Source organism: Mesorhizobium sp. M7A.F.Ca.US.014.04.1.1 (assembly GCF_003998745.1).
Classification (GTDB): Bacteria; Pseudomonadota; Alphaproteobacteria; order Rhizobiales; family Rhizobiaceae; genus Mesorhizobium; species Mesorhizobium ciceri.
Genome location: NZ_RZRW01000651.1, coordinates 1 through 2,984 on the forward strand (window position 1 = coordinate 1; position 2,984 = coordinate 2,984).

Sequence of the window (2,984 nt, forward strand, 5' to 3'; positions counted from 1 at the left end):
GACAGTGTCTGCGATCTGTCTGATTTCCTGCAGCCGATGCAAAATGTAGATGACCGCCGCGCCGCGAGCCGCGGCTTGGCGCACGTTGCGAAACAGGATATCGACAAGGTCGGCTGTCAAAGCCGCGGTGGGTTCGTCAAGAATGAGGATCTTCGGGTCGATCGCAAGCGCCTTGGCAAGTTCTATCAGTTGGCTTTGTGCTATGTCGACATCACACAGCCGGGTCTTGGGATGAACGGCAGAGCCAACACGATGGAGTTGGGCGACTACCCAGTCATTGGCATTCGCATAATCCGTTCGAAGCGCTGCTGGAACTGCAAGCAGCAGGTTTTCAGCCACCGTCAGATCAGGAAGCACTGCCGGGTGCTGATGCACGATGGCGAGCCCGAGCCGTTGCGCCTGTGCCGCGCTCAAGCGATCTACAGTTTGTCCGCATATTTCGATCGAACCCTGATCGAAGCTCAAATTTCCGGAGGCAATGCCCATCAATGTCGACTTGCCTGCGCCATTTTCTCCCAGAAGCGCATGAACCTCGCCACATCGCGCGTCAAACGAGATGTCCTTCACGGCGACGACATTGCCGAAACGCTTCCACACGCCTTGCATGCGCAAACCCAACGGGCTGTCCAACGCAGTACTGGTCGGCGTTGCCCTGTCAGCCTGAAGCTGCTCGACGGTGGCCATGGGTCGATCCTCCTAAGTGACTTCCATCATCCTGCTTGAGGAGATGAAGGGGCGGACAGAAGCCCGCCCCTTTTGGCTCGAGATCAGAGACCGCCCTTGAGGGCTGCCAGGACCTGTTCGTCAGGCAGGCTGGTGCCGTTTGAAGCGGATTCAGGAAGCTTCGGATTGCAGAAAACCGTTCCGGCAAGCGAATCCTCGAGCTGGAAGTTCGTCACTTCCTTCACACCGGCCTCGGCCACCGTATGCTTGGTGCCGTTGGGGTCGGTTATGACGAGCGGCTGATCCATCTTGCCGCCGGCTGCCTCGGCGATCGCCCAGCGTACGGCCAGACGTACGTTCCACTGCTCGGCGCTGTTTGTCGTGTACTGGAAGGGGGACTTCGCGTCGGCGTCATGCAGCTTCTTCCAGGTGCAGCCGAACACATTGGCGTCTTCACCGGCAATAAGCGGAAGCGGCCGACCGGCGCGTTCGAAGACGCCCGAGGCGACAACGCCCATGCTGAGGTCGGCGATGACACCGTCGATCTGCGGATACTGGGCAATCAGCGCGCCCAGTGATTTGGCGACCATGCTGGAATCCCAATTCGTCACTTCGAACGGCTTCTGCCCGATCTGGACGATGCCCGGATAGTCCTTGAACGCTTCGAGGATGCCATCGGCGCGCTCACGGCTCTGGCTGGTTCCGGCAGGTCCGCCGAGATAGGCGACATTTCCCTTGCCGTGGAGGGCCTTCGCCATCCATTTTCCCCAGTCGACGCCGTCCTGGTGGAAGTTCGTGCCGACGAAAACGCTGTAATCCTTGCCTTCCTCACCACCGACACGGGCTCGGTACGGCACGACGGTGCTGCCCTGCTTGAAGGCATCGCGGATCGCCGGCAGCATGGCCGGGCCGGCATCGGGGAACACGACAATGGCGTTGACGCCGCGCGCTGCGAGACCGCTGAGGTCGGAAATCGCCTTCTGGGTGTTACCTTGCCCGTCGGTGTGATCCCAGCCGGTGACGTTCGGGCACTGGCTGGCCTCGTTGATCGCTGCGGCCGTCGTCATCTGCCGCCAGGGGTTCTGGGCGAAGCCATCTGCCAGCGCGACAGAAATCTCCTTCGTTCCGCAAAAGCTCGGTGGTGTCGCCGCCGGTTCGGCGCAGAAGACACCGCCGGCGATGCCCTTGCACCAATCCGCGGCGCCGGCTTGTGTGACCGACAGCGGTGAGACAGTTGCAAAGGCCGACAGGGCGAGCGCGGCGCCCGATATCACGTTTAATCCAAGATAAGACTTCATCATTTCCTCCCAACGAAGTTTGGTTGCTGTTCTCCAACCTGCCGTGATGGACAGCGTTGAAACTGTTTATTCCCTTGGCCGCCGACATCATGCGGTCGACCTGTTCCTCAAGCTGATTGCACGCTTGAGATTGCGAAAATTAAGACCATAGATGCCGACCCCGACCAGGATCGCGGCACCTTGAAAAAGGTATTGAACGCCGATGCTGGCGCCCGTCGTCAGCACCAATTGCTGGAGCTGTGTGAGAAAGAGAGCGGCGATCACGGTTGCCGCCAGATTGCCCTTGCCGCCAAACAGCGAGGTTCCACCCAGAACCGTCGCGGCGATCGACGGCATCAGGTAGTTGTCGCCCTGCTGCGGACTTGGCAGTTGCATAAGGCCGCCGAGCAGAATGCCGCCGGCCGAATAGAGCAGGCTCGCGCCCACATACGCGGCGATCTGGTAGCGGTCAGCGACGATACCCGCCGCGCGTGCCGCCCGGCTGTTTGCGCCGACAGCCTCGAAATTGCGCCCGAAGGTCGTCGCCTTGACGACGAAAATGACGACAATAGCCATCGCTACTGCCAAATAGGCGAGCTGCGTGATGCCAAATATCTTGCCGTTGGCGAATGCCGCTATCGACCCGGGTACCGACACCGGTGTGCCGCCCGAAATCTTGACGTTCATGCCATAGAGCAGCGCGTTCATGCCGATTGTGGCCACGATCGGCGCAACACGAACCTTGCTGACGAGCAGGCCGCTGATCAGCCCCGCTACAGCTGCCGCGGCGAAAGCGTAAAAGAGTGCCAGGACGACACTGCCCTCGGCATTCGGTTGGCTCTCCGAGAAGTAACAGACGATGACAGCGCTGAGCGAAACCATCCCCGGCACGGACAGATCGATGCCGCCCTGCTGGATGACGAGTGTCTGACCCAGGCTGACCAGGGCCAGGATCGCGGCAAAGGGAAGCATTCCGCTCATCGCTCCGGTGCCAAGACTCTGCGGGGCGATCAGGCCGCCGAAGACGAACAGGACCAGCGTTGC

3 protein-coding genes are annotated in these 2,984 nt (G+C 60.7%); all 3 read right to left on the reverse strand.

The features are described 5' to 3' along the window. A partial coding sequence (locus EOA22_RS29320) for an ATP-binding cassette domain-containing protein (protein WP_164755966.1) occupies nt 1–684 on the reverse strand: 684 nt, incomplete at its 3' end. An 83-nt stretch (nt 685–767) separates the two neighbouring features. Further along, the gene (locus EOA22_RS29325) at nt 768–1,961 is read right to left on the reverse strand and encodes a substrate-binding domain-containing protein (RefSeq protein ID WP_206521351.1); all 1,194 of its coding nucleotides are present in this window, start codon (nt 1,959–1,961) and stop codon (nt 768–770) included. An 87-nt stretch (nt 1,962–2,048) separates the two neighbouring features. Further along, nucleotides 2,049–2,984, reverse strand: a 936-nt coding sequence (locus EOA22_RS29330; RefSeq protein ID WP_206521352.1) for an ABC transporter permease, incomplete at its 5' end; no start/stop codon positions are given.

What these genes read in the sequence shown, in the direction of transcription:
- EOA22_RS29325 (WP_206521351.1), bottom strand. Translation starts at nt 1,961, where the DNA reads ATGAAGTCTTATCTTGGATTAAACGTGATATCGGGCGCCGCGCTCGCC.